The organism is Trichocoleus sp. DQ-A2 (genome assembly GCF_039961915.1).
GTDB lineage: Bacteria > Cyanobacteriota > Cyanobacteriia > Cyanobacteriales > FACHB-T130 > FACHB-T130.
Map to the genome: position 1 here is coordinate 191,827 of NZ_JAMPKD010000003.1, position 21,027 is coordinate 212,853.

General features: G+C 47.1%; 17 protein-coding genes and 1 pseudogene. 8 read left to right on the forward strand and 10 right to left on the reverse strand.

Going from position 1 to position 21,027, the window contains the following annotated elements; all coding sequences use genetic code 11:
• The first annotated feature begins 171 nt into the window (after positions 1-171).
• The 3 genes from NC997_RS03700 (at position 172) to NC997_RS03710 (ending at position 3,767) form a co-directional block, all read left to right on the forward strand.
• Positions 172-1,059 (forward strand): NF038130 family PEP-CTERM protein, encoded by an 888-nt coding sequence (locus NC997_RS03700; RefSeq protein ID WP_190414926.1) that lies wholly within the window; start codon positions 172-174, stop codon positions 1,057-1,059.
• A gap of 366 nt (positions 1,060-1,425) precedes the next feature.
• Entirely contained in the window at positions 1,426-2,079 is a 654-nt protein-coding gene (locus NC997_RS03705) for a PEP-CTERM sorting domain-containing protein (protein ID WP_190528944.1), read from the forward strand.
• Positions 2,080-3,299: 1,220 nt separating this feature from the next.
• Positions 3,300-3,767, forward strand: coding sequence for a response regulator (locus tag NC997_RS03710; protein WP_190426574.1), 468 nt, complete (start codon positions 3,300-3,302; stop codon positions 3,765-3,767).
• A gap of 34 nt (positions 3,768-3,801) precedes the next feature.
• On the opposite strand, the gene NC997_RS03715 is transcribed toward NC997_RS03710, so the two are convergent.
• Positions 3,802-3,981: a hypothetical protein gene (locus NC997_RS03715; protein WP_190414923.1), complete on the reverse strand. Its 180-nt coding sequence runs from the start codon at positions 3,979-3,981 to the stop codon at positions 3,802-3,804.
• 357 nt (positions 3,982-4,338) lie between these two features.
• Between NC997_RS03715 and uvrC the strand changes: the two genes are divergently transcribed.
• From uvrC to NC997_RS03730, 3 genes are all read left to right on the forward strand, one after another.
• Positions 4,339-6,300 carry an excinuclease ABC subunit UvrC gene (gene uvrC / locus NC997_RS03720; RefSeq protein WP_190528946.1) on the forward strand — a complete coding sequence of 654 codons (1,962 nt, stop codon included), beginning with the start codon at positions 4,339-4,341 and terminating at the stop codon, positions 6,298-6,300.
• A gap of 179 nt (positions 6,301-6,479) precedes the next feature.
• On the forward strand, positions 6,480-8,399 hold the full coding sequence (locus NC997_RS03725; RefSeq protein ID WP_190528948.1) for a hypothetical protein: 1,920 nt from the start codon (positions 6,480-6,482) through the stop codon (positions 8,397-8,399).
• Positions 8,400-8,483: 84 nt separating this feature from the next.
• Positions 8,484-9,920: a serine/threonine-protein kinase gene (locus NC997_RS03730; RefSeq protein ID WP_190528950.1), complete on the forward strand. Its 1,437-nt coding sequence runs from the start codon at positions 8,484-8,486 to the stop codon at positions 9,918-9,920.
• A gap of 143 nt (positions 9,921-10,063) precedes the next feature.
• Here NC997_RS03730 and sds read toward each other — a convergent pair whose 3' ends face one another.
• On the reverse strand, positions 10,064-11,035 hold the full coding sequence (gene sds, locus NC997_RS03735) for a solanesyl diphosphate synthase (RefSeq protein WP_190528952.1): 972 nt from the start codon (positions 11,033-11,035) through the stop codon (positions 10,064-10,066).
• Positions 11,036-11,647: 612 nt separating this feature from the next.
• Here sds and NC997_RS03740 point away from each other — a divergent pair.
• Positions 11,648-11,776: a hypothetical protein gene (locus NC997_RS03740; RefSeq protein WP_339380387.1), complete on the forward strand. Its 129-nt coding sequence runs from the start codon at positions 11,648-11,650 to the stop codon at positions 11,774-11,776.
• A 108-nt stretch (positions 11,777-11,884) separates the two neighbouring features.
• Here NC997_RS03740 and murI read toward each other — a convergent pair whose 3' ends face one another.
• The 3 genes from murI to NC997_RS03755 all read right to left on the reverse strand — a co-directional run bounded on the left by murI (position 11,885) and on the right by NC997_RS03755 (position 16,664).
• Positions 11,885-12,742, reverse strand: a complete 858-nt coding sequence (gene murI, locus NC997_RS03745) for a glutamate racemase (RefSeq protein ID WP_190528954.1) — start codon at positions 12,740-12,742, stop codon at positions 11,885-11,887.
• Positions 12,743-12,773: 31 nt separating this feature from the next.
• Positions 12,774-14,750: an N-acetylmuramoyl-L-alanine amidase gene (locus NC997_RS03750; RefSeq protein WP_190528956.1), complete on the reverse strand. Its 1,977-nt coding sequence runs from the start codon at positions 14,748-14,750 to the stop codon at positions 12,774-12,776.
• A gap of 504 nt (positions 14,751-15,254) precedes the next feature.
• A complete protein-coding gene (locus NC997_RS03755) occupies positions 15,255-16,664 on the reverse strand; it encodes a cation:proton antiporter (RefSeq protein ID WP_190414916.1) in 1,410 nt (469 codons plus the stop codon).
• A gap of 372 nt (positions 16,665-17,036) precedes the next feature.
• Between NC997_RS03755 and NC997_RS03760 the strand changes: the two genes are divergently transcribed.
• Positions 17,037-17,774, forward strand: coding sequence for an SIMPL domain-containing protein (locus NC997_RS03760; RefSeq protein WP_190528958.1), 738 nt, complete (start codon positions 17,037-17,039; stop codon positions 17,772-17,774).
• 231 nt (positions 17,775-18,005) lie between these two features.
• Here NC997_RS03760 and NC997_RS03765 read toward each other — a convergent pair whose 3' ends face one another.
• The 5 genes and pseudogenes from NC997_RS03765 to NC997_RS03785 all read right to left on the reverse strand — a co-directional run bounded on the left by NC997_RS03765 (position 18,006) and on the right by NC997_RS03785 (position 21,008).
• The gene (locus NC997_RS03765; RefSeq protein ID WP_190528960.1) at positions 18,006-18,224 is read right to left on the reverse strand and encodes a type II toxin-antitoxin system HicB family antitoxin; all 219 of its coding nucleotides are present in this window, start codon (positions 18,222-18,224) and stop codon (positions 18,006-18,008) included.
• Between the two features lie 81 nt (positions 18,225-18,305).
• Positions 18,306-18,438, reverse strand: a pseudogene (locus tag NC997_RS03770) (DUF433 domain-containing protein); the annotation flags it as partial.
• Between the two features lie 5 nt (positions 18,439-18,443).
• A complete protein-coding gene (locus NC997_RS03775; protein WP_190528961.1) occupies positions 18,444-19,220 on the reverse strand; it encodes a hypothetical protein in 777 nt (258 codons plus the stop codon).
• A gap of 539 nt (positions 19,221-19,759) precedes the next feature.
• Complete coding sequence (locus NC997_RS03780; RefSeq protein WP_199306253.1) at positions 19,760-20,677, reverse strand: hypothetical protein; 918 nt, start codon at positions 20,675-20,677, stop codon at positions 19,760-19,762.
• A gap of 58 nt (positions 20,678-20,735) precedes the next feature.
• Positions 20,736-21,008: a hypothetical protein gene (locus NC997_RS03785; RefSeq protein ID WP_190528963.1), complete on the reverse strand. Its 273-nt coding sequence runs from the start codon at positions 21,006-21,008 to the stop codon at positions 20,736-20,738.
• Between the last annotated feature and the right edge of the window lie 19 nt (positions 21,009-21,027).

Genomic DNA, 21,027 nt, shown 5'->3' on the forward strand with positions numbered 1-21,027 from the left:
TTAAATGGAGACAAGCAAATAACAAAGACAAGGCTAAGAAGACGGGCGACTGATTGTTGTCCCTACTTATTTAGAACTGTTAACCCCGATCTAAAACTGACCGCGCCCTAGATACTGTGCGCGTTATCCAGCAAAACTCATCTAGACAGAAAACTTGTGGAGACACACAAAATGACAGGTACTATCAAGAAAATTTTGCTCAGCGCTTCAGTGTTGGCCGCAAGCTTCAGTGCGATCGCTACGGCCCCAGCATCCGCCTTCAGCATATCGGGTTCTGACTACCTGCTCTACGATGTTCAAGGTAGCAGTACCTACATCAACCCCAACGCTAACTTAGATAGCATTCTAGGTGGTAACAGCAGCGCACCAGGTGGCAACATTGAATTATTTGCCAGCAGCGAAACTAAGACTAATGCACAGTTTATGGCATCTAACGCTGTAACTAGCGTTACAGGGACAGTTGCAGGCAAAAACCTCACCCTCAGCAGCCTAACAGCAACTGACTGGTTTGGTGCAGGTTTAAACACCAGTTACGGGCAAAACAACTTTGCAAATACATGGTTTAATGCCTTCTTAACCAATGCTGGTAAAGCAAACTACGTTGGAAATGGTCTCGGAGCTTTGGCTTTTCAAGCTTTCTATAATATTCGTGGTTTTCAGCGCAGCAGTGACCCGAACATTTCCTACGTTACCGCTAGTGGCACCGACATCAATATCGGACTTGCTGGTCACTATGATTTGAAAGCATACTATCAAGCTAAACCAGAATTCGCCTTCTTTGCATCTCAGGTAAAAAATGGATTCCAAGCTAGCGAAGTAGTAAAAGCTACCATCGATGGTCAAAGTCAGTACCTTTACAGCTTTTCGGCTACCAACAGTGGTTTGACTAACAGCGCTGGAAAAGGTGCAGATGGTTCATCTCACAGTGGTAACTACGAAGTTTCACTTAAAGGCGTAATTCCTCCCGCATCTGTGCCAGAACCCTCTACCATGCTTGGTTTGATGGCTGTGGGTGGAATGGTTGCTGCTAGCAAGCGCAAAGCCAACAAAACTGCTTAATAAATTATCTATTTGATTAAAAACCCGGTTTTTTGAAGAAATCGGGTTTTTTTCTGGTTTCCGGTAGGTAATACCCACCCTAGAAATTAAAGTGCTTTCGTATCATGGTGATAGAGCTTGACGGGGTGACAAGAAAGAGGCGGGCCGATTTTTTTTTATACAAACATCACAGTAAATTTACGGTAACTTCACCAACTTCTCCGTAAATACCACTAAATTATGACAGTTCTAGTAAAAAATAGACAGACATACTGAGGGTGCCAAGAAGTCCAGTACCACCTGAAGCGCAAAACCGATAACACGCCTGATAGTCCGGTTGCGGTGGCTGTACGAAAGCACAATCAGAGAACTGATGGAGACACCAAGATGTTAGGAAATGTAAAGTTATCAATCGCTACTGCGGGAGCAGCAGTTGTCACTTTGGGCACAATTGGTATGGCTCCTGTTGAGGCAGCCCAATTGACAAAACTCGATTACTCTGGGAAGGTCAGTGGCACTGTTTCCTTGTTCGGGGCTTTCACCGTGGATGTAGACAAGAGCTACATTATCGATAATCTCAGCGGTAGGCTGCAAGATGCAGGAGATTCAGAACTAACCCTCGATCATCCTTTCGGTTATTTAGGAGATTATTTTGGTAGTTACCTCAGTAATTTGGGTTCCATTGATTCTTTTAGCGGTTTTGGCTCCATCTTCAAGGGTTTAAGTTATAGTCCAACCGATCTTCTTTCTACGTTTAATTTCTCTTACAGCAAGATTACCGATATCTTGACTGTAAAAGGCTATGAGTTCGATAAGATTAAAGTGTGCCTGAGTGGTACCTGTAATATTTCTGGTGAAGGTTTGGCGTTAGGTTCTGTGTCAAGCCCTATTTTTGGAAAAGTCCCTGTTAAAGCATCTGTAAATTTCAAGGTTTCCCAGACAGCAACGCCCCTCGATGTACCCGAACCTTCCGCATTGTTAGGTTTAATTGGTTTGGGTGGGTTCTTTGCTGCTAAGCGCAAGTTGCAAAAAACAGCATGAATTCTGCACCTTCCACAGTCTTAGCCTAAAAAAGTAGGGAGCAGATGGCTCCCTTTTTTTGTTGCAATTTAAGCGTTGTTGCAATCCGGAATGTCACCTAATCCCTTACCGTAAACGGTAAGGAAGAAATTCTATTTTTCCCCCGCTTCTTTTAAGCATTTTTCCAGGTGATACCATTTCACCAATTACGTCTAACAGATACTTCTGTGATGGAGGAACCCCCTCAATCCCCCGTTCGCCGAGCAAGGCAAGATTTACTCTCTCCGTACCCTCTTTAATCTCCCCGCTTTTCGGAGCCAAGACAAGGAAGAATTCTGATTCACGGGAATTAGAGTAGGGTCCTCAATGATAAATAATGTTTTTAAAAACGAGATGCACCCGAAGGCAGTGTCCCTAGAATCCTTGCTCTTGGAGCTTCTGGAGCATTGTGGGAACGAAACAGCTAACTTGTTGAGGAGTCTAGTTTGAACAACTGAGGGATGAAAAGATGCTTTTCAGGAGTCACTCGTCTTGTACTATGCCCCGCTTAATCTAAAGAGTTTGTTTACCCTAGAGACGCCATTAATGACCTCTGGAACAAATCATCAAAATTGTCTTGCCAGAGTACTCGCCTATCTGAATTCATTCCGACTTTGCTGGGAGTGCCATACATTGCAACGCTGCTGAAACTCTTTCAGACACTAGAAATTCCTTTAGCCAGAGATACACTAAGCCATACTGAAAGGATAAGTATCCTGCTAATACCCCAGCACGTCGATTTTTAAGTTCGCCTAAACCTGAACTTCACTCGAATGGCACTTCGTGCCGCTTCGCTAACGCGTCCGTTCGCTGTAGGCGTTCCCGTTCGAGTTAGTATTCCCGAAGGGTAGGGTACTTTAGTTCAGAGGATGTTTGAAAAGTTTCTATTGCAAAGTTTCTATTGCTACATTGCAGCACCTTCGATCCCCCTTGCATCCCCGCGAAGAGAGTGCCGCTATACCGATACCGGGCATCCCTCTCGCAAAGAGAGTGCCGCTACGCGATCGCTAACGCTCGTAAAAAGGGGGACTCATGAGTGGATTCTCCCCCTTTTCAAGGGGCTGGGGGGATCAAAACGACTTTTGACACTTCGCAGACAGTTTCTCAGAGAAAAAGTTAAGTGCCATTCAACTTTGATCTATTGTTAACCGGATAACTTATTAATAAAGTTATAGCTACACTGAGTGCAATGGATTCGGTTAATGCTTATATCACTTTTAACTATCTTCCCAGGTCAATTTAACGGGAGCGGTGAGACTGAACGCTCACAATTCAACCCGAATTCCGACTTTAGTGCTGAAGCATCTCCTAAGCGAATTTTGCTCGTTGAGGATAACCAAACGAATCGACAGCTGCTAAATGACTATCTTGGTTATCTGGGATACCAAGTTTTCTCCCTAGCCGGGGGGGCTGATTTTTTTCAGACGATGGCTGAGTTTCAGCCGCACTTAGTTTTGCTAGACTTAAAATTACCAGACATTGATGGCTATACGCTACTCCAGCAAATCCAAGAAAGGCCAGACTGGCTCCACATCCCCGTGTTTGTCGTTTCCGCCTATGCTTTTCAAGCAGATGAAGAGCGTGCCCTTACTTTGGGGGCACGTCGGTTCTTTGTTAAACCTGTGAATCTAGTTTCTTTGAGACAAGCTATTGCAGAAGAAATTCATTAACGACTTCGTGAATTTCTGGCAATTAAATCAATCGTTATTCACTTTTATTTTCGTTAATGTATTTTTCCACGGTGAGGCTTAGATTTTGCACAGAAGAACTTATTCCCCTAACCTGAGCTTCTACTTGTGCCAATAACAAGATCACTGTCTGGAGTTGGTTGAGCGTGTCATCCATAGCGTTCCGATATTGATTCTCAAACTCTTCCAATTTCATAATTTTAACCAGAGGGAGGTAGTGAGCAAAAAATGTTGTAGCAGCATTTTAAAACCAATTTCAACTTAAAAGCTGAAAGATTAGCATTATTCGTTATAACTTTATCTAACCTGGTAATGACTTCAAGAAAGCTTAACTGATTTCCGGAAAGAGATCTCATGTTTAAAAATTAAAAATAATGCGAATTTTTACTGAGTTGTGAAGTTAGTAAAAAACGTTAATTACGAATTTGCACTGATATTTAGAATTAAATAAAAATGGTGGCTACGAAATTTTACCAGCTAAAAAATCCGTTACTGTTTGTTCAAGGGCGCGACTTAAAAATTAACAATTGCTGCTGTCTAGGAGTGTATTAGGATGACAGATCCGCAAACCCTAAGAAATGGGAACGAATTATTTCCCGCCACAACTCAAGCTGGTTATCTATCGGCTGAAGGAGCGATCGCATCTACAAAAATCCTGCCGCTCCTCAAAGAGCCAGAACGCCTGGAAAGCCGTCTGAAAGAAATTCCGCCAGAACCAGGGGTCTATTTTATGAAGGATGTTAGCGATCGCATCCTCTACATTGGCAAGTCGAAAAAATTGCGATCGCGAGTTCGCTCTTATTTCCGCGACTCTCAAAAATTGAGCGATCGCATTATGATGATGGTGCGGCAAATCGCAGAAATTGAATTCATCGTTACCGACACTGAAGCCGAAGCACTCGCCCTAGAAGCCAACCTAGTTAAGCAGCATCAACCCTACTTTAACGTGCTGCTCAAAGATGATAAGAAATATCCCTACGTCCTGGTTACTTGGTCGGAAGAATATCCCCGCATTTTCATTACTCGCAATCGGCGTTTGGGAAAAGAGAAAGATAAATATTACGGTCCATTTGTCGATGCAGGTTTGCTGAGAAACACGTTACGAATCGCAAAACGGCTCTTCCCAATCCGCCAGCGTCCGCAACCTTTATTTAAAGATCGTCCTTGCCTAAACTACGATTTAGGGCGGTGTCCAGGCGTCTGTCAAAAGTTGATTTCACCAGAAGAATATCGCAAAACAATCCAAAAAATCGCGATGGTTTTCCAAGGACGAGCCGGAGAACTGATTGATATTTTAACGGCGAATATGGAAAAGGCAGCCGAAGAGCTAAACTTTGAGGTAGCAGCGCGGATGCGCGACCAAATCGCCGGGTTAAAGTCTTTGAGTGCCGACCAAAAAGTATCTTTGCCAGATGATACCGTTTCGCGGGATGCGATCGCTCTGGCTGCTGATGCCCAACACGCCTGCATCCAATTGTTCCAGATGCGTGCGGGAAAACTGGTTGGTCGTTTAGGCTTTGTGGCAGAAGCGCAATCAGGTACACCGGGAGCCATCTTGCAGCGGGTGTTAGAGGAACATTACGCAAATGCAGAGTCCGTAGAAATCCCGATAGAAATTCTAGTGCAGCACGAGTTGCCAGAAGGGGAAATGCTCACAGAATTTTTAACGGAGCGAAAAGGACGAAAAGTAACGCTACTTGCCCCCCAGCGACAAACCAAGGCAGAATTGATTGAGATGGTGGAGCGCAACGCCCAGTATGAACTAGCGCGGATGCAACGATTAGGCGATCGCAATACCCAAGCAATGGAAGATTTAGCTGCCATTGTTGACCTACCCGACTTACCCCACCGGATTGAAGGCTACGATATCTCCCACATTCAGGGAGCGAATGCAGTGGCGTCTCAGGTAGTCTTCATTGACGCTATACCCGCAAAACAGCACTATCGCCACTATAAAATTAAGAATCCCACCGTTACTGCCGGTCACTCGGACGACTTCGCCAGTCTTGCGGAAGTTATCCAGCGGCGTTTCCGCAAGTATGCTGAAGATCCGCAAATGCAGCGAGTTGGGAATCCCGATTGGCCCGATTTAGTAATGATTGACGGCGGGAAAGGTCAGCTCTCGTCAGTTGTCGCCGTACTGCAAGAAATGAATTTAATGGAAGACTTGCGAGTTGTTAGTCTTGCCAAGCAGCGAGAGGAGATTTTCTCACCGGGTGAGTCTTCACCGTTACAGACGGATGCAGAACAACCAGGGGTGCAATTGTTGCGACGACTGCGGGATGAGGCGCACCGATTTGCAGTCAGTTTCCACCGTCAGCAGCGCAGCGATAAGCTGAGGCGATCGCGTTTAGATGAAATCCCTGGATTGGGCTTTCAGCGACAGAAACAACTCTTGGCGCATTTTCGTTCCATTGATTATATTCGCGAAGCAACTCCAAAGCAGCTAACTGAGGCTCCTGGTGTTGGCCCTAAATTAGCCCAGGAAATCTACGATTATTTCCATCCGGCTTGAAATGCCAAAAGCGATTCACCCTGATTTCAATAGCAATCTTAAGTGATTCATGAAATCCTCTGCTTTCTCTCCCTCTCTTACTTCGCGTCCTCTGCGTCCTTGGCGGTTCGTTAAAAAAATATCTTACAAATCAAAGAGGATTGCTGTAGACAAAATTTAAACCGCAGAGGACGAAAGAGGTGAAAAGCCGTATCTTCATCGGTCTGCTGATAGTTCTAGCGCCCTTCAAGGTGCTAGCTGACGAAGCACACCCGCGTTTATTTCTAACTCAAAGACGGCTCGAACAAATCCGATCGGCAATTCGGGTGCCGCGATCGCATCATCAGCAAGCATTCGATGCCCTGAAAGCGCGAGTAACCCAGAACAACTGGCGCATTTATGATGGCAACCCGAATGACGGTAACTGGAACTATGCCCGTTCCTATCTGGCACGGGAAGCAGCGCTGCTGTACTTATTGACAAATGAAAATAAGTATGCATATATTGCCTACCAAGCCCTCCATCTCATCCACCGAGATCCAGACCCAGATAACCGCCTGCCGGAAGCGCAATATGGGCTATCTAGGGCGACGGTGGGGCAAAATTTTGCGATCGCCTATGATTGGGCGTATCGCGGTTGGACTCCACAGCAGCGAGATTACATTAAAGACAAAATTAACATCGCCCTCGATATTTGGAAGAATTTCCGCCACCCCAACCTCACTAATCCAGCAATGGCTTCTAACTGGGTAGCAGTCTGTCGAGGCGGGGAACTCGTGATGATGTTGGCTGTGTACGAGGAAGGCAACCGCGCCAAGCGATACAGTCAGCTCAAGGGTTGGCTGAAAACTCACCTAATCAACGCTTACGGTCAGTTGGGTTTAAGTCAGGAAGGAATTGGTTATGACAGTTATGCAGGGATTTTTTTAGTTCCAGCGGTTTATGCCCTCCGGAGTGTTGGGGATACTGACCTTGACGCCGATTTTGCCGCGCGACATTTCTGGAAACTGGTCATGTACGCCGGTGCATTTATGATGAATGAATCGGGCGATCGCTACTTTCTTCAATCTGGCGTATCCGGTGCAGGCATCGGTGACGAAGGCTGGACGAGTCTCCTCCTCGGATCGGTTCCCCCACGCTTATTGCCCTTCTACCGCTACTTTTACGATCGGCACATGGGAATAGATGCCCCAGGCACCCCAGCCGAGAAATTTGACAAACACCGGGGCGCAACGATCTGGTCGCTAATCTATTACCCAGAAAGCGCCCCTTCCTTTAATCCAACAGGTGTGTTTCCCTCGTCTATGGGGGATGAAAAAAGAGGCGCTTACTTTTTCCGCGATCGCTGGCAAGATGAGAACGATATCCTCGTGTCGGTGATGGCAGATAGCGATCGCCACCAGAATGCTTGGGATCAGTCAGAAGCCTTCCAACTTGGCTTACTCGCTTACAACCATCATTTCATCGGAGGGCCTGCCAAAATTTCTGGCAACCCTGCCACTTTTAGCACCCTCTTGGTGGACGGAAAAGCACAGCGCGATCGCGGTACAACGGGAAGGCATGAATTTTTCAATTCCAACCCAGATGGCGGTTACGTCATCATCGACGGTGGGGAGAAATACGCCAGTTTGGGCTTAAGCAGCGCCAAGCGCCACCTCCTGGTCAAGTTTTCTGAAACTGATAATACTGCTGTACTGGCAACGCTCGATCGAATTCGGGATGAGGAGGCGCATACCTACACCTGGCAACTCAACCTCGGAAACGAGAAAGGCGATGGTGGTATCACTGCAACGGTGGGGATGGAAGGCGGGTTGTCAACTTTTTTGCTACGCGGCGGTAGTGATAGCTACCTCAAAGGCTGGGTGCTGCACCCAAAAGCAGCAGTAGTAACTGCGGGCGATCCGTTGCAAGTCAGTATTTCCGGGGCAAATGCCGAAATCTGGATTGCTACCTTTGTAGGCAGGGGAATCCCGCCTGTAGCAACTGTCACGGGTACGGGGATGGCAGCCGTTCTGGAAGTGGGTAATGTGCGACTGCGCTACGACGCTGATACCAATCGAACGATCGCCGAATACAGAGACGACGTGAGAGAGGTCGGCAAGACATTTCCGAAACAATAGCTGCCAGTTGTTGCAGCCACTGGTCCTATGCCACCCTTCTGGGAAGAACTACGATAGACTCAACCTGCTGAATCCTGCCTGGGTATGATCTACTGTCCAAATCCCAATTGCCGCGATCGCCTAAATCCTGACAATTATAAATTTTGCCAAAATTGTGGCTCCCATTTATTACTGAGAAATCGCTACCGTATCCTCAAACCGATTGGTGGTGGCGGATTTGGCAGAACCTATCAGGCAGCAGATACTGACTGTATGAATGCGCCCTGCGTGGTGAAGCAATTTTTACCATCCTCAGAGATTCAAGCCAATCCGAAGGCGCTGGAAAAAGCAACGGCAATGTTTAACCAGGAAGGCGTGCGGTTGTTTCAACTGGGAGAACATCCCCACATTCCCAGACTGCTTGCTTACTTTGAAGAAGATAAGCGCCTGTATCTGGTGCAAGAGTTGATTGCGGGACTCACTTTACGTCAAGAATTGGCTACTCAGGGAGCTTTTAGCGAACAAAAGATTAGACAGCTTTTGGCTGAGTTACTGCCAATTCTCAAATTTATTCACGAACGTGGGGTGATTCACCGGGATATCAAGCTAGAGAATATTATGCGTCGTCACCGAAACGGCAGGTTAGTCCTAATTGATTTTGGCGTCTCCAAACTGGTAACAGAGACGACGATGGGGCAAGTGGGGACAACGGTCGGTACGGTAGGATATACGCCGATGGAACAAATGCACGGTCACGCCTACCCCGCTAGCGATCTCTACAGTTTAGGAGTCACTTGCGTTTGTCTGCTCACCCAATCTCTTCCTACATTAGGTGGTTCTGATGGTCTTTATGAACCGCTAGAGTGTCGCTGGATGTGGCGAGAGCGTCTGCCAGATGGGACAACGATTAGTGAAGAGTTAGGGCAAATTTTAGATAAACTGCTTCAGCCTTTACCGAAGGATCGCTATAAATCGGCTTTGGAGGTGCTGGAAGCCTTGCACTCTAAACTTACTAAACCTTCTGATGTTAGTGTCACGATACCCACGATGGCTTCCTCTCCCGCTCATCTCAGGGCATTGGGGATAAATTACAGCAAACTGCGGGATTTCCTGACCGCCCGCAACTGGAAGGAAGCAGATCGGGAAACACGAATGCTCCTGCTTCAAATTTCCCATCGAGAACCAGAAGGCTGGCTGAGAGTTGAAGATTTTCAAAAGTTTCCCTGCCAACACCTCGGTACGATCGATCGACTCTGGGTAAATTACAGCGACGGACGCTTTGGCTTTAGTGTCCAGAAGCGCATTTGGGAAAAGATTGGCGGAAAACCTAACTTTGACTATGCCACTTGGTGTCGTTTTGGCGACCAAGTGGGTTGGCGTGTCAAAGGCAATTGGTTAAATTACTCGGATCTCACTTTCTCCGGAAATTCTGCCCCATCGGGTCATCTTCCGGCTGGAGGATTAGAAGATACTGGATTGGGTCGCTGGGATTTGGTGTGTTCTTCTCTGGTGGCGAGACTCGCCAAGTGTAAAATTTGCTAATCGCTGATTGGATTTTGATTCATTCTTAGAAACGTCGATTCAATAACTTACACTCATTCGCGTTCTGTAGGGGCATGCACAGAAAAAGCCCCTACAGCCAATACCCCGATAAAAGAAATCGGGGGTTAATCAATCCACACTCCTTAATAAAGCCGACTCAACACGTACTCAGCCATGTCAATGAGCGCTTGACGACACTCCGAGTGCGGTAAATCTGCTAATTGTTGAACGGCGAGTTGGGCATGATGTGCAGCTAATTCGCGCGATCGCTCGATACCCTGACTTTCTTCAATCAGGGCGATCGCTGCTTCTAAATCCCCCTCCTCTGTAAATTCCCGCTCAATGAGCGCCTCCAGGTAAGGTTTTTCTTCTAAGGCAAATAACACGGGTGCTGTTAGATTGCCACTTTTTAGATCCGATCCGGCTGGCTTACCTAAAGCTTCTGTCGAACCCGTGAAGTCAAAAATATCATCCACAATCTGGAAAGCCAAGCCGAGATGACGTCCGTAGCGATACAAATTTTCTGCCGCCTCCTCCGAGACATCACTGAGTAGTCCAGCCGCCTTCGCACTGTTAGCCATCAACGAGGCAGTTTTGTAGTAACTCTTCTCTAAGTAAGCTTCGAGGGACATACTGGCATCAAAGCGATTCAGCCCTTGCTGAATTTCTCCTTCTGCCATATCCATAATCACTTCTGAGAGCAGTTTCACTACTTCTAAATTATTCAAATTTGCCAAATACCAAGAAGATTGGGCAAATAAAAAGTCTCCCGCCAACACAGCGATGCGATTGCCAAACCGGCTATGAACCGTGGCAATACCGCGTCTTACCTCGGATTCATCCACCACATCGTCGTGTACCAGACTAGCGGTGTGAATCATTTCCGTAATTTCTGCGAGACGCCGGTGACGTGGGGTAATGTCTTGATCCAGCATGGTTGCCCGCGATATCAGCAGGACGATAGCGGGTCTAACGCGCTTTCCTCCTGCCCCAAATAAGTGTTCTGCCGCCGCATACAGGATGGGGTGACGGGCACCAACCAGCTTTTTCAAATTCTCCGTCAGAACACGTAGGTCTGATTCAACAGGGGCAAAGAGGGAGGTCACTGAGGTCATGGATCAGCTGACTCTGGCTTAATAGTTACGAAATTTTACATTCCTGTCATTTATTTTAAGCTAATGCTCCCCTACAGGGAAGTTTTGTTCCTTAGAAGATGCCCCCGCAGCCTTTTTTTGAAATTGTATCGACTTGTAAAGTATCTAAAAAAATCCCTCCTAACCCTTGGGGATCTTGTGTTACTCTAATATGTAAGGATTTGAAAAGCTTAATAGAGTTACTGAGCCAAAAAATTACAGAAAACACTTACGTGTTTGTAATGAATTGGTAAAGGATGGCAGATTTTTGGTAGGCGGTAGCATTTCCGGCTTCCTGCATCTTTTTCTAGCGTTAAGGCTCTAGGAAAACTAGCCATCCGAAAATAAAGGACTTTCAATAGGCACTGTGGATTAGCTTGCTATCTACGGGATTGCCGAAAAAATCTCAGATTATTTTTATCAATTTTCTGGGGTTTTAGTTAAATCAAGAATTTTTGGGGCGACAGCGACCTCCAGAATTCCTATGGGCAGACATATTCTCAAGCATTGACTCAAGTCTTGACTTGGGACATTGTCTTGGGAAAAGAACTTGTATAAAAATTTACATTCCGCTACTTGTGATTGTGCGATACCATGACGTATAATGATATGCCTCTGATTATCCCATTTTTAGCCACTGGTTATTTGTTAACGGTTTACCTGCTGTTGATGCTGGCGCAGCGAACTGTGAAAGGTGCGGGTAGGACGAAGTCCATACCCTAGCGATCGCGACAGAAGTATTAGCCGTTTGCAGCACGCTCACCTCATCGATCCGCCATTAGCAGTCAAATCTAGAATTTTGGATTGAAGAACCCATTCTTCAATTGACTGCTACTCGCTTAGCTCTAGCGGTAATTGCCGATGTAGCACTGTCGGTAAATAAACTTTTTCTACCGCAGGCGTACACCCCAGCCACTGTACTGACAGTTGTGCAAACTGTTCGGGACAACCGCTCACGGCAAATCGAGTTGCTAGAGGCGGGCGGGTGTTTCTCAGTCCTAGTAAATCCAGCTCTTGTGCAGCCGCAGCCACTACATGAACTGCCGGATCGCATAGCTTCACCGACCGGGGCAGAATTTTCCTCAGGACGGGTGCTAAGTGGGGATAGTGGGTACAGCCATAAACAAGCGTGTCAATACGATGGTGCAGTAACGGTGCCAAGTACTCCCGCGCCACTTCTAGGGTGTAAGGCTCATGGATGCGGTTTTGCTCAATCACCGGCACAAACTCTGGGCAACCGACTTGCCAAACTTGGGCAGTGGCGTCAACTTCTAAAATCGCGCGACGATAAGCGTTGCTAGCGGCAGTGGCTGGGGTAGCGATGACTCCAATCCGGTTGCCTAGCTCAACAGCCGCGCGGGCACCAGGCAAGATAACTCCCAAAATCGGGAGAGGAAACTCAGACCGCACTGCCTCCAAAGCGAGGGCAGAACTGGTGTTGCACGCCATGATCGCCATTTTGACGCCCTGCTGCATCATCCAGATGAGAATTTCGCGCACAAAGTGCAAAATTTCTGCCTGAGAGCGAGTGCCGTAGGGCAGTCGAGCTGTATCGCCAAAGTAAAGAACGGATTCGGATGGCAGCTGCCGGTAGAGTTCCCTCAATACCGTCAGTCCGCCTACTCCGCTATCAAAAATCCCAATTCTGGCTCGTTGAAGAGCCTCATTTGTTTTTTGTTCCTTATTCATAATTAATCAACCACTCCCCACAAACCGGCATTTAGAGACTTTGTTGAATGTACTGTAGAATACCGCGAGCGATCGCTCTTGCCATCTGGCTCTGGTAATTTGGCGAAGCCAACTTCACAGCCTCTTGTGGGCTGGACACAAAACCAACCTCCACTAAAACAGCGGGCATCGAACTCTTCCTCAGTACATAAAATCTCGCCTGCCGCACTCCTCGATCTCGGATATCAACGTTCTGCAAAATACTATTGTGAATGGTTTGCGCTAAACGCCCACCACTAGAGTAATAGTAAGTCTCCAGCCCCTGCACATCAGGACGCCCACCAATTGAATTGGCGTGGATACTGACGAATAAATCGGCATTGGCTCGCTCAGCCATCGTTACTCGTGGTTGCAAGTCTACAAAATAGTCATCCTTTCGCGTCATCACCGCCTGGATGCCCTGTTGCTCTAGCAATGTCGCTACCTGCTGTGCAATCGGCAAAATTACATCGACCTCTCGCAAACCTCTATAACCGATGGCTCCAGGGTCTTTGCCTCCATGTCCGGCATCTACAACCACAACCAATCGTCCAACACGGGGGCGGGGTCGCGAAGGCGGATTGTTATTCTGAGGCGGCGGCACGTTAACAGAACCCGTGGGCGGAACCCGAATAGGGCCTGTGGGAGGAACAACCGAGCCAAGGCGACTTCGTTGCAGTTGCAGTGCTAAAAGTTGGTCGCTCACCTGATTGAGTTCTCCAACCTGTACCCCTGAGGCTGGTTGCACCAGAATGACGACAGTCCGCGAGTCTTGCTGCTGCAAACGCACCCGCCGCACTGAAGTGGTGGCATCCAGTTGAGGTCCCCTAACTCGGTCAGCTAGTTCAGCGGAAGGAATCGTAATTCGATAAACTCCCTCTCTTGCATCCCATCTGCCGGTGTATCTGACAGACGCATCCGCCCGAATTAATAACTGGGTTCCGGAAGAAGCGAGTTCAACCGATTGAATTGTTGCTAACTGATTATTCGGACGGTTGGTGGGGACGGGTTGGCTGGGTGCAGTTGAAGGCGGTCTAGACCCCCCCGAAATGGGAGAGGGTTGATTTCCAGCTAGTGGTGGGCTTTCAATGTCGCCAGCACTCGTACCCTTCGGCAAGATGACAATACCGCCAAAATCGCTAACACTTGCCAGCCAGTCCGGGCTTTCTCTCCTCACGTTCATCGTGACGCGAACGATTGAGGGTGAAGTATCAACTTGGGACAATAAGATGCGACTGACGCCATAGCGATTCACCGTCGGAGAAGGCGATGTAAGACTGCGGGAAAGGGTCGCTCCTCGCAGGTCAAAAGTAATGTTTTTGCGATCGCTACTCCGGTTCACCTTAATAATCTGCGGGCGACCCCCATTCGTCTTTAGGAAAAACCCATCTCGCGTTACCTGCACATCTTCGATTTGAGCAAGCGACCCAACCGTTACGTTTGGAGGTGTCTGACGAATCGGTGGGCGACTCAGCACTGGAGGCGGCGAAGGATTTCTAGGAGCTTGATTGGGAAGAGGTTGCAAAGGGGGCGGCGGAGAATTTCCCAAATCTAGATCTCTGGGTGCTAGATCTCTGGGTGAAGGATTTGACACCTGCGCTACTCGTTCGGGCTTTGGTAATTGCACCGACCACTGGCTGGGGGAAGCTCCTCGAACTAGCACTTTTTCTGGATCGAGGGTGTAACCAGGGTCTAATTCAATCACCATCCGAGTAGTATTACCTTCAAACTGTCCTACTCGCAGAGAACGCAGCGATCCAGCCAACTGCTGAGTCACCGTTGAGCGCCCCAAGCTGGTACCGGGCAGATCGATTACCACACGGGTCGGATTGGCAAGCAGTTGCGCTCGCGGTTGCACTCCATCATCCGTCCTAAAGTCTAGTCGGTTCTGATTGGCATCAAAACGCCAATACACCAGTCTTGCCGCATTCGCGGGAAGTGAAACGAGAAAAATGCTCAAAAAACTGGGTAATAGCCAGTAAAATCTCACTATCGTTGCTCCTGAAAAAGGCAAAGACCGTAATAATCGGCCTGTACGCTGTAGACCTGTTTCGGATGTTTTCGGTTCACATCCGGTGCATTGCGGTAAACAAAGTAAACGATTTTAGACTGGGTTGAACAATATCACGACTTTGGTCGCAATGCAGAATAATCGACTAGGCATGACTTTTTTCGCTGGAAAAAGCCAATTACCATCGGGAAGATGCCTGGTGTATGGAGTTTCTCATCAGAGATTTTTGTTCTCAGGGCTTGGCAATGATAACGTCTTGATGCTGCCTATTCCCAAGCCGCGCGAGCCAACACTTTTCTCAAAGCGAGAGAAACCTTTTAAATCCGATTAAATCCGATAACCAACCCCAAGGGACGTAGATAAAGTGACTTAAGTTTCACAAAAACCGTTTGCTGTTAGTTTTTTGTCAGTAGGTACTACGGAGTAGGTAGTCGGTGTTGATTGTATACCACCACTACCCACTACCCACACATGAATTAATAACTAATCGCTTTCCTTAGCAGGAACCGATGCAGGCTCTTGAAACACAAACCGTAATAAGGGAGGTGCTAAAAAAGTTGTCAAGATGACCATCATAATAATCGCGGCTTCTGTGGCTTCAGACAAAGCACCGCTGGCAGAACCAACACCGGCAAAGACCAACCCGACTTCGCCTCGTGGAATCATCCCGACGCCAATCGCTAATCGGTTGATCTGAGGTTGACCAAATACGACTAGACCCGTAACAACCTTTCCGAGAATTGCCACGACAATCAGGAACATAGCCATGAACAACCCTTCCCGGTTACTGGGAACCGCTGGATTGAGAACTCCTAGGTCAGTTTTAGCCCCAACCGTTACAAAGAAAATCGGCACCAGCAGATCGGCAATAGGCACTACCTGCTTTTCCAGTTCTTTACGCTTATCCGTTTCGTCTAAGACTAAGCCAGCTGCAAAAGCTCCCAAAATGGCTTCTAGGTGAATAGCGGCTCCCACATAGGCCATCAAGAATGCGAAGATGAAAGCCGGTATGACTAGCCCGCCGCGCGTCTTGAGCTGATCGGCGATCGCTACAAAGGATTTGTTAAAAACCTTACCTAGCAGAATCGCACCTAGTAGAAAACTACTGGCGCTGACGATCAGATAAATGACGTTGCTGACATCTACTTCACCCGTTTTTGCCAAACTAGCTACCACTGCCAAAACGATGATACCCAGAACATCGTCTATAACCGCAGCGCCCAGAATAATCTGACCTTCTCTAGAAGTGAGACGCCCCAATTCTGAGAGAACTTTGGAAGTAATCCCAATGCTGGTTGCAGTCAAAGCCGCACCCGCAAAAATCGCCGGAACCGCTGGCACGCCAAAAAAGAGCATCAGCCCCGCAGTGCCAGCTGCAAAGGGCACCACTACCCCCACCACTGCGACGACGACTGCCTGGATACCGACTGCCATCAGTTCCTTTAAGTTCGACTCCAGACCAATTTCAAATAGCAGTACGATTACGCCCAGTTCTGCTAAAACGGAAATGACTTCGCTCTGGGTTTGAAATACTTCACCAATCGTGTCGAGACTTAAGCCAGAAGTGCCTTGCAAGAAGGACATCAGGACAGAATCAGAAGCGACTGACCCGCTTTCTGGAAATACCAGCAGATGCAGGGCGGAGATACCCACCACTACACCGCCGACCAGTTCGCCTAATACAGGCGGGAAGCCCATCCAGTTTGATATCTCCGCCCCCATTTTGCTAGCGAAGTAAATGATGACTAAAGTCAGTAACACTGCCGCTAAGACCACTGGACTTTTTTCTGCTTCTTGTGTTGCTGTCGCTAAGACAGCAATAGTTTTGCTCGAAAGTGAGAGTGAGAAAGTTGGGCTTAGTAAACTAAGCCAGTGAGCTGCATCTATCGGCATGAGTTCTGCACAAAATCATTCTTTTCAATGTACAAGCTTCTTTACAAAATCAAGCTTTTATCTGGGGATTTAACAAGAGTCAAAGACCTGTCAAGATGATGGCTTGAAAGGGGCGCGGTCAATTTCGCGGCGCGATCGCATAGTTGATCGCATAGTTGAATCTAATCCCTGAAAGCAAAGTATAAATACTTACCATCCCCGATAGGACTGGCGAGCGGGCGATACCCCTTGCATTGCAACTAGCACTATCGCCTGAGTTGCTAAAACGGTAACTGCTGAGATTTTTTGGCTGTGGTAGTGGCAGATTAGGAACATTCCACCGGCACAATGAAAAGCAGCTGGTGCAGTTCTAGTATGAGACAACACGATCTAATGAATCGAACTCCATCTTTCGCAAGTTCCTGGTATCAGCGTCAGGCAATATCTTTCGCCGTGGGTCTTTTAAGTGTAATCATGACGAATCCAGCGATCGCCCAAGAGAAAATGTTGCGAACCATCACTGTCACTGGCAGGGGAGAAGAATCGATTGCAACAACGTTAACGCTGGTGCGGCTGGGGGTTGAGGTTCAGGGTAAAGTAGCTGCGGATGTGCAGCAGGAAGCAGCACGACGCTCTAGCGCAGTGGTGGATTTGCTAAAATCTCGCAATGTCGAAAAATTACAAACCACTGGCATTAGCCTCAACCCGACTTACAGCTATGAAAATAACGTCCAGCGTCTGACTGGGTATACGGCCACCAACATCGTTAGCTTTCGAGTTAATAATCAAACAGCCGGAACGCTTCTGGATGAAGCGGTGAAAGCTGGGGCGACGCGGATTGACGGCATTAGTTTTATTGCTGCTGATAGTGCGATCGCGACCGCTCAAAAGCAAGCTTTGCGCGAAGCGACTCAAGATGCCCAAGAGCAAGCGGATGCTGTTTTGAGTGCCCTAAATCTTACTCGCCGGGAAGTGGTAAACATTCAAGTTAATGGTGCTTCTACGACGCCGCCGCCCCCAATGCCCCTAGCTGACGGGGCTTTGCGATCTGGGAAGGTAGAGGCGTCTACACCCGTGATTGGTGGCGAACAACAGGTAGAGGCATCCGTGACTCTACAAATTACCTATTAGGAATATCTGTGGGCTTTTGCCCACTTGATATTTCTGAGGAATTCGATAACGGATTTTAGGACAACTTGCGATCGCTCCTCACCAACAACGCCTTAATGCTGGTGCTGGTATCCCGCAAGGAACTGAGTGTTTACGCAAGTGAGTATCGCTTTGTCTATGCTTGTTTTTCAACCTAGGTCACGTTCTCAAGTTGGGTGAACTGACTACAGAGTAGGACTTCTAAAAAGGTAATCAGGCAATTTGAAGCGTACTGGGTTCAGGGATGGATTCACCTTCTGCAAGCCATGCTTCTAAGTACATTTCAATCACTTCTTCGCCCTTGTGAATTGCTTCCTCACGAGTTTTGCCGTGAGTGCAAGGCATGACAACGCGATCGCCAACCTCTGGGATAGTGACTAGGAAAAGTTGATCTTCATCTGACCACTGAATAACCATGCTGTATCGATTCATGAATCTTCGTCCTCCCTTAACTCTTCCAGTTCAGCTAATAATTGCGCTAACTGCTTTTGTAGGTAGGGTGGCACATCTTCATTCTGCATTTAGCCCCATCTTGTACCAAGCTGCAATCCGCTGAACACACCCTGGTATCAGCAATTCGAGGACGACCGTCGCAAATTTCCGGTGTGTGGAAAATCAGTGTGCCAATGTCAGTAACAGATTGCATAAACTTTACTTTCCCAATTCTTGAGCAATTGTTGCCCGCCAGTATGCAAGCTTATTTGAATTGGTCGGGGATTGCCCCATCAGCTTTTTCCAAGCACCACCAGCAGTACTAGCAGGATGAGGAAAATCTAGGTGCCGGATACCTAAGTGCAATTTATTTACGGCATTAAAAGCTTCTTTGCCCCACGTTATCACGGCAACTGGCTTTACCACAGCTAATTCTGGTTTGACAAGGCGTAAAAACCTTTGCTGATCAACATTTTGCAGTTTAATTCGCTCATAGCGTTGTTCAGGATTACAAACCCAAATCTTTAGCACGTCTGTCAGATAAACTCGATATCCTAATTCGAGCAAAACCTGAATCATTTCAAAATAAAGTTTGGTAATCCCCAACTCCTCACGAGAGCCTTTGTGATGTAAACCATAAGGCGTACCAACTACTAATTGCTCATAGTCACTGTTATTTTTGGGGTCTTGAGCCATGATAGCAATTGTTTGTTTATCCTCCAGTCCGTCATCCCATTCCATGAGGCTGGGCAAATCCACTGCAATTACAGGGGACTTTTGATAAGTATCCTGAAATGCCTTATCTACGGGCTTGAAAAAGTCTCGTCGTACAAAATGTAAAGGCCAACCTGGCTGCTCAAAAGTGCTGTCAATATCTTGGTACAGTTTCGCCAACTCTCCCGAAGATGTCTCAAACACAGAACACAACAGTTGACAAAGATAGTCAAATTCTTGAGGTCGAAACTTTGAAAATAAAAGGTTCTTTGGAATTACCATACACGTCAATAAATATTGAGATGCCTTTTTCCTGGGTTTTCAAAAACCCAGAACTTTTATTCAACAATAGCTGAATCTATGGCTTTGTAAATAGTCTCAAAATATCGCCCATACCAGGATACAAAGTAGATCCCATTATCCACCTCACTCACTGCCAGCCTTATCTTGTACAGTTAACGTGCTACGCGGTAGTAGAACTGCTCAACTGCGATATGCTGGAAAACAGGCAAGATATTCAGTACCCCAAAAACAACTGCGCGGGATATCAAGGCCATTCTTCCCACTATGCTAGAGCGAGGCGGTAAGTATTTTCGGGAATTGTGGAAAAGTTTGAAAGATAGCGATCGCAACTTACTACAGAGTCTAGTTTACAAAGAAGCGATCGCACACTAAGACACAATGATTTTGCAGACAACAGAGGATGGCTAATGCTTCCAAGCGCCTTTGGTAGAGAAGTTTATCAAACGTGTAGTGATGGAAATTTGATATCTTCTCAACCCTCTAGCCAAGTCAGCATCCTTATAGTTGAGATGACGATCTCAGATGTCTAACCAATCCCATAATTCTTGTTGCTTTTTCTTCATACTTCTGAGATGACGAAGGAGAACAGCCAAAGGATTGATTCCCTGTAATAATAGCAAAGTCATCCAACAGAGAGCCTTGAGTTGACTGAAGGGTGTCGGTCGGGTTAGCGCCTCATGGATGGCGATTCGGGCTTCATCAAGAAAACTGTCATACTCTCCAATAATCGTAGATTCATGGAACACGCCAGCGTTAATGCCATGAATACCACTCACCCAGTCTCTTCCCATCAGAATTCTTTCCAATCGACTAACCTCAAGGTGGTATAAGTCGTGGTAGTGAATCCACCTATCTCGGACTCGGACAGGCTGATCGCCGATTTTGACCAGAATTAGGCTGATACAACCCAGCATTTTCTTGAGGCTGACGATTCTGGGATTGTTTACGCAATAGCTGAAGTACAACCTCACAAAGGTAACTCGGAAAGTGCGATCGCCAAATGAACCAAATTTGTGTTTCTTGTCAGCACGAACTCGGTTGGGAGTTTGAGAGGCTTTCCCTGTGGCTGGTGTTGGCGTGTCAGTGCTGGAAAGGGTCGGACTACAAGCTTCGTCCAGAACTAGAAACAAGTAATAAGGAACTTCAGAATAGCGCTTTTTCAATCTCCACCCTAGCTTATTATCCGCCTGTGAGCCGAGACACTGCTTTAAGCGGCGCTTTAGGTCACAGCGATATTCTTGTAGAGTGCTAGCTGGTAGGTGTTGGCGAGACTTGTGAATGACAAAAGCCCGCAGCAGCAATTGCTTGAGGCGGGCAGCAAAAACGGTATCTTTAGAAATGGAAGCCCCTCCTCCCCACAACGCTTGGTTTAGAGCCATTTTTTGTCGTTTCGAGAGTTGATTTTCTTGAAGCCGCTTCCCCAATGTCTTCTTCATGTTCCGCAATTGGTATCCGAATGCTTAATCACATCTGTATATTTAGTTCGTGACAAGTTCAGATTTTTTTGGGAATTTGAGAAGCATTATTGATATGGCAATACCAGCAAATTAGTTTTTCGGGGTAGCACCTGAGGGACTTACTCCATTTAGGGCGAGTATTATCGGGAATTGTGAAGAAGTTTGTAAGATAGCGATCGCAAATTCCTGCGGTGTCTAGTTTCAGGAAAAACTCCCACCAACTAAAATCCCAGGATTGTCCAAAAACTGGTAAAGAAAGAAGTGTTGCATCAACAAGGCGATAGCGAAGCACTAACTTGTCAGTTCGCATTTTTGTGCCTTTAGTGCAA

What these genes read in the sequence shown, in the direction of transcription:
- NC997_RS03700 (WP_190414926.1), top strand. Translation starts at nt 172, where the DNA reads ATGACAGGTACTATCAAGAAAATTTTGCTCAGCGCTTCAGTGTTGGCC.
- NC997_RS03705 (WP_190528944.1), top strand. Translation starts at nt 1,426, where the DNA reads ATGTTAGGAAATGTAAAGTTATCAATCGCTACTGCGGGAGCAGCAGTT.
- NC997_RS03710 (WP_190426574.1), top strand. Translation starts at nt 3,300, where the DNA reads ATGCTTATATCACTTTTAACTATCTTCCCAGGTCAATTTAACGGGAGC.
- NC997_RS03715 (WP_190414923.1), bottom strand. Translation starts at nt 3,981, where the DNA reads ATGAAATTGGAAGAGTTTGAGAATCAATATCGGAACGCTATGGATGAC.
- uvrC (WP_190528946.1), top strand. Translation starts at nt 4,339, where the DNA reads ATGACAGATCCGCAAACCCTAAGAAATGGGAACGAATTATTTCCCGCC.
- NC997_RS03730 (WP_190528950.1), top strand. Translation starts at nt 8,484, where the DNA reads ATGATCTACTGTCCAAATCCCAATTGCCGCGATCGCCTAAATCCTGAC.
- sds (WP_190528952.1), bottom strand. Translation starts at nt 11,035, where the DNA reads ATGACCTCAGTGACCTCCCTCTTTGCCCCTGTTGAATCAGACCTACGT.
- NC997_RS03740 (WP_339380387.1), top strand. Translation starts at nt 11,648, where the DNA reads ATGACGTATAATGATATGCCTCTGATTATCCCATTTTTAGCCACTGGT.
- murI (WP_190528954.1), bottom strand. Translation starts at nt 12,742, where the DNA reads ATGAATAAGGAACAAAAAACAAATGAGGCTCTTCAACGAGCCAGAATT.
- NC997_RS03755 (WP_190414916.1), bottom strand. Translation starts at nt 16,664, where the DNA reads ATGCCGATAGATGCAGCTCACTGGCTTAGTTTACTAAGCCCAACTTTC.
- NC997_RS03760 (WP_190528958.1), top strand. Translation starts at nt 17,037, where the DNA reads ATGAATCGAACTCCATCTTTCGCAAGTTCCTGGTATCAGCGTCAGGCA.
- NC997_RS03765 (WP_190528960.1), bottom strand. Translation starts at nt 18,224, where the DNA reads ATGAATCGATACAGCATGGTTATTCAGTGGTCAGATGAAGATCAACTT.
- NC997_RS03775 (WP_190528961.1), bottom strand. Translation starts at nt 19,220, where the DNA reads ATGGTAATTCCAAAGAACCTTTTATTTTCAAAGTTTCGACCTCAAGAA.
- NC997_RS03780 (WP_199306253.1), bottom strand. Translation starts at nt 20,677, where the DNA reads ATGAAGAAGACATTGGGGAAGCGGCTTCAAGAAAATCAACTCTCGAAA.
- NC997_RS03785 (WP_190528963.1), bottom strand. Translation starts at nt 21,008, where the DNA reads ATGCGAACTGACAAGTTAGTGCTTCGCTATCGCCTTGTTGATGCAACA.